The following is a 6789-nucleotide window of genomic DNA, read 5'->3' on the forward strand; positions in this document are numbered from 1 at the left end:
GTCGCCGCGGCCGACGCCGAGGGCGTCCCGTTCGCGCTCAACGCGCGCACCGACGCCTGGCTCCGCGGCGGCGACCGCCCGAGCGAGGAGCGGACGGCCGACGCGATCGAGCGCGGACGCGCCTACCTGGACGCCGGCGCGACGTGCGTGTTCGTTCCCGGGAACTTCGGCGACGACGTCGTGGCCGAGCTCGTCGACGGCATCGGATGGCGGCGTGTCAGCGTGATCGGGCTCCCCGACGTCCCACGGCCCGAGCGCCTCGCGGAACTCGGCGTCGCGCGCATCTCGTACGGGCCGACGACGCAGCGCGTCGCGCTCGGCGCCCTGCAGGACCTCGCGGCGATGCTCTACGCCGGCGGCGTGCCTCCCCGCGGCATCCGCCCACTGAACTAGACCGACCGGATCGGCCGGGATCGCACACCGAGAGGATCGCGCATGGGCGATGGCACCACCATCGAGATCACCGGACTCACCAAGCGCTTCGGCGCCGTCACGGCGGTCGACGACCTGACCTTCACCGTCGAACCCGGTCGCGTGACCGGGTTCCTCGGGCCGAACGGCGCCGGCAAGACGACCACCCTCCGGACGCTGCTCGGGCTCGAGCGCCCGACGGCGGGGACGGCGACCTTCGGCGGCACCGTGTACCGCGACCTGGAACGGCCGCTCGAGACCGTCGGGGCGGCGCTCGACGCGGCGTTCCACCCGGGGCGCACCGCCCGCGATCACCTCCGCGTGACGGCGACCGCCGCGGGCATCCGCTCGTCGCGCGTCGACGAGGTGCTCGAGCAGGTCGGGATGTCGGAGTTCGCCGGTCGCCGCGTCGGCGGCTTCTCGCTCGGCATGCGGCAGCGCCTGGCGCTCGCGACGACCCTGCTCGGCGATCCGCGCGTGCTCGTGCTCGACGAACCGATCAACGGGCTCGACCCCGAGGGCATCAGGTGGATCCGGGGATTCCTGCGATCCCTCGCCGCCGACGGCCGCACGGTGCTCGTGAGCTCGCACCTGCTCAGCGAGGTGCAGCAGTCCGTCGACGAGGTCGTCATCATCTCCCGCGGGCGGCTCGTTCGCACCGGCACGCTGTCGAGCCTGGAGCTCGACGCCTCGCCGCGGACCGTCGTCGACTCGCCCGACCGCACGCGACTCGCGGCAGCGCTCGACCAGGCCGGCCTCGACTACGCGGAGGGTCGCAGCGGGTTCATCGTCTCCGAGCCCGACCCCGGCGTCGTCGGGCACGCCGCGTTCGTCGGCGGCGTGGAACTGAGTTCGCTCCATCGACTGAAGTCGGGACTCGAGGAATCGTTCCTCGCGCTCGTCGACGAGGGCGCGGGGGCGGAGTGATGTCGATCCTGCGATCCGTCGGCACGGAGTTCCAGAAGGTCCTGACGACCCGCATGTGGTGGCTGCTCGCGATCGTGCTCGTCGGGTACGTCGCGCTGATGTCCGGCGGGTTCGGCGCGTTCCTCGGCTGGGCGGCGGAGAACCCGGATGCCGCGGCCTCGGCGGGCGGGAGCACCGCGATCCCGCCCGGGGTGGAACTGGCGCCGCTGCTCTACAGCTTCGCCTCGTCCATCGGGTACGTCTTCCCGGTGCTCCTCGGCGCCCTCGCGGTGACCACGGAGTTCCGCCACCGCACGCTCACGACGACGTTCCTCACGGAACCGCGCCGCACGACGGTGCTCGCCGGCAAGTTCGTCTCGCAGCTGGTGGTCGGCGCGGCGTTCGGCGTCATGGGCTTCGCGACCTCGGTCGCCGCGGGCGCCGCCGCGCTGGCCGCATTCGACCTCGACACCGGCCTCGACTCGAGCGACACATGGGCGCTGGTCGGGCGCGGGATCCTCGCCATGGCCCTCTGGGGTGCGATCGGCGTGGGGCTCGGCGCCCTCGTGCCGAACCAGGTCGCTGCGATCGTCATCGTGATCGCGTTCACGCAGTTCTTCGAACCGGTGCTGCGGCTCGTGTCCACGCTGAACGACGTCACCGCGTCGATCGGACGGTTCCTGCCGGGAGCGGCGAGCGACGCACTCGTCGGCGCCTCGTTCTACAGCGTCGCGTCCCTCGGCGCGGCCGACTCGCTCGAGTGGTGGCAGGGCGGCCTGGTGCTCCTCGGCATCGCGGTCGTCACGACGGTCGTCGGCGGGGCGACGACGTGGCGGCGCGACGTATCGTGACGGGCCGCCGCGGGCGTAGCATCCGTCCATGAGCGTCCTCGCGATCGTCGGCAGCATCGTGGTGGTGCTCGCCGCGCTGCTCCACGTGGTCATCTTCGTGCTCGAGAGCGTCCGCTGGATGCAGCCGTCGACCTGGCGCGTGTTCGGCGTCCGCGATCGCGCCCAGGCCGAGACGCTCCGCCCGATGGCCTACAACCAGGGCTTCTACAACCTGTTCCTCGCGATCGGCGCGCTGGCCGGCGTCTGGCTCTACTGGACCGACCTGCCGAGGGCCGGGCTCGCGCTCGCCCTGTTCAGCACGGCCTGCATGGCGGCGGCGGCCGTGGTGCTGACCACGACCGGGCCGGGGTACCTGCGGCCCGCGCTGATCCAGGGCACGCTCCCCCTCATCGGGTTCGTGCTGCTGCTCCTGGCCTGACTCGGCGGCGGGCGGCGCTCGCGGCTCAGTCGCCGCTCGTCTCCTCCTGCGCGAAGTCGTCGGGGTCGGGCTCCGCGACGACCGCCTCGGCGCCGTCGTCGGACGGCGCACCCACCTTCAACCGGTCGATGAGCTCGGTCGCGCGGCTCGTGCTCAGCACGAGGCGCCCGAACTCGCCGTCGGACAGTTCGAGCACGACGGCCTGCCGCTTGCCCTTCACGAGCACGAAGTCGCTGCCGCTGTGCGTCTTCCAGACTCCGACGGCGATGACGAGCGGCACCTCGGTGCCCCGGCGGCGGATGCCGCGGACCCAGATCCAGGGGTCGTCGGTGATGATCGCGGAGCGGATGTCGTCGCGCTGGACGATCACGTCGGCGCTCCGCAGCGCGAGCGACTTCTCGGCCGGCGTGAGGTGGACCTCGAGCCGGTCGTTGTGGACGCGCAGGTTGGCCATGCCTTCCATCCTGCCCGAGCCCGCCGTCAGGGGCGTCGTCGACGCTCCACAACGGTGCGATCGGTTCCGTTGCCGGAACCTCTCACTCCGGGCGGGTTCAGGCCGCGGGCGGGCGGGCGGATGCCGCGGCGCGGGCCGCTGCCGGGAGGGCGTCGAGGATCCGCGAGATCGCCGCATCGTCGTGCGCGGCGGTCACGAACCACGCCTCGAACACGCTCGGCGGCAGGGACACCCCGGCGTCGAGCATCGCGTGGAAGAAGGGCGCGTAGCGCCACGACTCCTGCGCGAGCACGCCGTCGTAGTCGGCGGCGCCGCCCGCGACGGCCTCGCCGAAGAGGAAGCTGAAGAGGTTGCCCGCGACCTGCACGCCGTGCGCGACGCCCTCGGCCGAGAGCGCGGCGGAGACCTCGCGCTGCAGGAGGCCGCTCACCTCGTCGAGCCTCGCGTAGACGGCGTCGTCGGCCAGTCGGAGCGTCGTGACGCCGGCGGCGACCGCGACCGGGTTCCCCGAGAGGGTGCCCGCCTGGTACACGGGGCCGAGCGGGGCGAGCCGCTCCATGATCTCGGCGCGGCCGCCGAGCGCGGCGACCGGCATGCCGCCGCCGACGACCTTGCCGAACGTGACGAGGTCGGGCGTGTACGCGGCATCCGTCTCGGCCTCGATGCCCCACCAGCCGGCCTTCGAGACCCGGAAGCCCGTGAGCACCTCGTCGCTGATGACGAGCGCGCCGTGCGCGTGCGCGAGGTCGACGAGCGCCCGGTTGAAGCCGGGCAGCGGCGGGACGACGCCCATGTTCGCGGCGGCGGCCTCGGTGATCACGGCGGCGATGCGATCGCCGTGCTCGGCGAAGACCGCGCGGAGCGCGTCGAGGTCGTTGTAGGGCACCACGAGCGTGAGCGCCGCGATCTCGGCCGGCACGCCCGCGGAGCCCGGCAGCGCGAACGTCGCGAGCCCCGAGCCCGCCTCGGCGAGCAGGCCGTCGGAGTGGCCGTGGTAGTGCCCGGCGAACTTCACGAGCAGGTCGCGGCCGGTGAAGCCGCGAGCGAGGCGGATGGCGCTCATCGTCGCCTCGGTGCCGGTCGACACGAGGCGCAGCTTCTCGACCGGCGCGACGCGCTGCTCGATGAGCTCGGCGAGCTCGGTCTCGACGGGCGTCGAGGCGCCGAACGAGAGGCCGCGCGACGCGGCCTCCTGCACCGCGGCGATCACCTCGGGGTGCGCGTGGCCGAGGATCGCGGGACCCCAACCGGCGACGAGGTCGACGTACTCGCGCCCTTCGGCGTCGGTCACGTACGGCCCGCGGGCCGAGACGAGGAAGCGCGGGGTGCCGCCCACCGAGCGGAAGGCACGCACGGGCGAGTTCACGCCGCCCGGGATCGCGGCCTGCGCGCGGGCGAAGAGGTCGGCGTTCGTCGCCGTGGCGGCGGTCGCATCGGTCGCGGTCATTCGGTCCCCTCCCGGAGCCATCCGGCGAGCTCGGTCGCCCAGTAGGTCAGCACGACGTCGGCGCCCGCGCGACGGATGCCGCGGACGGATTCGATCACGGCGCGACGGCGGTCGATCCACCCGTGCATGGCGGCGGCCTCGATCATCGAGTACTCGCCCGAGACCTGGTACGCCCAGACGGGCACCTCGCTCGCGGCGGCCACGTCGGCGAGCACGTCGAGGTACGAGCCCGCGGGCTTGACCATCACGACGTCGGCGCCCTCGTCGATGTCGATCATGGCCTCGCGCAGGCCCTCGCGGCGGTTGCCGGGATCGAGCTGGTAGGTGCGGCGGTCGCCCTCGAGCGTCGACTCGACCGCGTCGCGGAACGGGCCGTAGAAGGCCGAGGCGTACTTGGCCGAGTAGGCGAGGATCGCGGTGTGCGCGAACCCGGCGCCGTCGAGCGCGTCGCGCACGGCGGCGACCTGGCCGTCCATCATGCCCGAGAGGCCGAGCAGCTGCGATCCGGAAGCCGCCTGCACGAGCGCCATCTCGCGGTAGCGCTCGAGCGTCGCGTCGTTGTCGACCCGGCCGAGCGCGTCGAGCACGCCGCAGTGCCCGTGGTCGGTGAACTCGTCGAGGCACAGGTCGGTCTGCACGACGAGCGCGTCGCCCACCTCGTCGGCGACGACCCGGGTCGCGACGTTCAGGATGCCGTTCGGGTCGGTGCCGCACGAGCCCGTGGCGTCACGGGTCTCGGGCACGCCGAACAGCATCACGCCGCCGACGCCCGCGGCCGCGGCATCCGCCACCGCCTGCTTCACCGAGTCGAGCGAGTGCTGCACGACGCCCGGCATCGAGGCGATCGGCATGGGCTCGGTCACGCCCTCGCGGACGAAGATCGGCAGGACCAGCTCGGCGGGGTCGAGGCGGGTCTCGGACACGAGGCGGCGCAGGGCCGGCGTCTCACGCAGGCGCCGGGGCCGCACGCGGGGGGCTGGTGCGGAAGTCACCCGCCAAGCCTACGCGCGCGCGGCTGGGCGGTCGGTGGGCGCGGTGCGCCGGCGACGCGTGCCGCGCAGGAGTGCGATTTCCGGGGTGGAGGCCCGGATGGAACCGCGCTCCAGCCCGGAAAGCGGGACTCGGATGCGAGCGAGCGGATGCCGCGCGCAGGTCAGGCGCGCGCGAGCGCCGAGTTCACGACGGCGTCGATGAGCGACTCGGCCGAGCGCTCGGCCGCGATGACGTCGACGCGGAGGCCGAACGCCGAGGCATCCTTCTGCGTCTGCGGGCCGATCGCGGCGACGAGGGTCTTCTCCGGGATCGGGCCGAGCTGCGCCTGGACCTGCTCGGCGACGCTGCCCGACGTGACCAGGATCGCGTCCACCTTGCCGGCGCGCACGTCGTCGACGACCTTCTGCGCGACGGGCACGCCGACCGTGCGGTACGCGACGACGGCCTCGACGTGGTGGCCGATGCGCTCGAGGCCGATGGAGAGCACCTGCTTGGCGATCGCCGAGCGCAGCGCGAGCACGCGGAGCGGCACGACGCCCTCGGTGGCGGCCTCCCACTCCTCGAGGAGTCCCCGCGCGGAGTTCTCCTCGCTGGGCACGATGTCGGCGCGGTATCCGGCGGCGACGAGGGCGGCCGCGGTGGTCTCGCCCACCGCGGCGACCTTCGTCGACTCCGGGATGACCGCGCCGTACGAGGACAGCACGTCGACCGTGGTCGCGCTCGTGACCGTGACCCAGTCGAACCCGCCGGAGGCGAGCTTCGCGAGGGCCGCCTCGAGCGCGGACTGGTCGTCGGTCGGCGCGAAGTTGATCATCGGCGCGATGACGGGCGACGCACCGCGGGCGCGGAGCGATGCCGCGACCGAATCGCCCCACGGCCCCCCTCGGGGCACGAGCACGCGCCACCCCGCCAGCGGCTTGGAACCGTCGGCTCCGGGCAGGTTGATCGCGCCGGTCATCGGTTCGAATTCGGTCACGGCGACTCCTGGGCAGGTGCGAGATCGGCGGCGCCGTTGCCGAGGAGGTCCGCGACGACGCGGGATGCGACGTCGCGTGCCGCGTCCGCCAGGTCGGCGGCCGAGCGGCTGTCGGGGGTCGCGGCGTGCGAGCTGGTCAACTGCCTCGCCCCGTCGGCACTGTACACCGTCGCCGTGAGGAACAGAAGTTCGTCCTCCACGAACGCGGTGGCCCCGACGGGGGCCGCGCAGCCGGCCTCGAGACCGGCGAGCACGAGGCGCTCCGCGAGCACCGTGGCCCGCGTCGTGCCGTGGTCGACGGCGTCGAGCGCGCGCTGCAGGTGCCGCGAGGCG

General features: G+C 73.5%; 8 protein-coding genes and 1 pseudogene. 4 read left to right on the forward strand and 5 right to left on the reverse strand.

Translation table 11 applies throughout. The annotated features are described in order from the left end of the window. From ESO86_RS08985 to ESO86_RS09000, 4 genes are all read left to right on the forward strand, one after another. On the forward strand, positions 1-393 hold a 393-nt coding region (locus tag ESO86_RS08985; protein WP_207207075.1), incomplete at its 5' end, for an isocitrate lyase/phosphoenolpyruvate mutase family protein. 42 nt (positions 394-435) lie between these two features. After that, positions 436-1338 carry an ATP-binding cassette domain-containing protein gene (locus ESO86_RS08990; RefSeq protein WP_129234591.1) on the forward strand — a complete coding sequence of 301 codons (903 nt, stop codon included), beginning with the start codon at positions 436-438 and terminating at the stop codon, positions 1336-1338. Further along, positions 1338-2168: an ABC transporter permease gene (locus ESO86_RS08995; RefSeq protein ID WP_129234592.1), complete on the forward strand. Its 831-nt coding sequence runs from the start codon at positions 1338-1340 to the stop codon at positions 2166-2168. Before ESO86_RS08990 ends, ESO86_RS08995 begins: the two co-directional genes overlap by 1 nt. Before the next feature lie 28 nt (positions 2169-2196). Beyond that, positions 2197-2586 carry a DUF1304 domain-containing protein gene (locus tag ESO86_RS09000; RefSeq protein WP_129234593.1) on the forward strand — a complete coding sequence of 130 codons (390 nt, stop codon included), beginning with the start codon at positions 2197-2199 and terminating at the stop codon, positions 2584-2586. Positions 2587-2611: 25 nt separating this feature from the next. On the opposite strand, the gene ESO86_RS09005 is transcribed toward ESO86_RS09000, so the two are convergent. From ESO86_RS09005 to ESO86_RS09025, 5 genes and pseudogenes are all read right to left on the reverse strand, one after another. After that, the gene (locus ESO86_RS09005; RefSeq protein ID WP_207207076.1) at positions 2612-3040 is read right to left on the reverse strand and encodes a hypothetical protein; all 429 of its coding nucleotides are present in this window, start codon (positions 3038-3040) and stop codon (positions 2612-2614) included. 97 nt (positions 3041-3137) lie between these two features. Next, the gene (gene hemL, locus ESO86_RS09010; protein ID WP_129234594.1) at positions 3138-4487 is read right to left on the reverse strand and encodes a glutamate-1-semialdehyde 2,1-aminomutase; all 1350 of its coding nucleotides are present in this window, start codon (positions 4485-4487) and stop codon (positions 3138-3140) included. After that, positions 4484-5479, reverse strand: a complete 996-nt coding sequence (gene hemB / locus ESO86_RS09015; RefSeq protein WP_129234595.1) for a porphobilinogen synthase — start codon at positions 5477-5479, stop codon at positions 4484-4486. Before hemB ends, hemL begins: the two co-directional genes overlap by 4 nt. A gap of 161 nt (positions 5480-5640) precedes the next feature. After that, positions 5641-6438: a uroporphyrinogen-III synthase gene (locus ESO86_RS09020; RefSeq protein WP_129234596.1), complete on the reverse strand. Its 798-nt coding sequence runs from the start codon at positions 6436-6438 to the stop codon at positions 5641-5643. Positions 6439-6452: 14 nt separating this feature from the next. Continuing rightward, positions 6453-6789, reverse strand: a pseudogene (locus ESO86_RS09025) (hydroxymethylbilane synthase); the annotation flags it as partial.

The organism is Agromyces binzhouensis (genome assembly GCF_004135055.1).
Lineage (GTDB): Bacteria > Actinomycetota > Actinomycetes > Actinomycetales > Microbacteriaceae > Agromyces > Agromyces binzhouensis.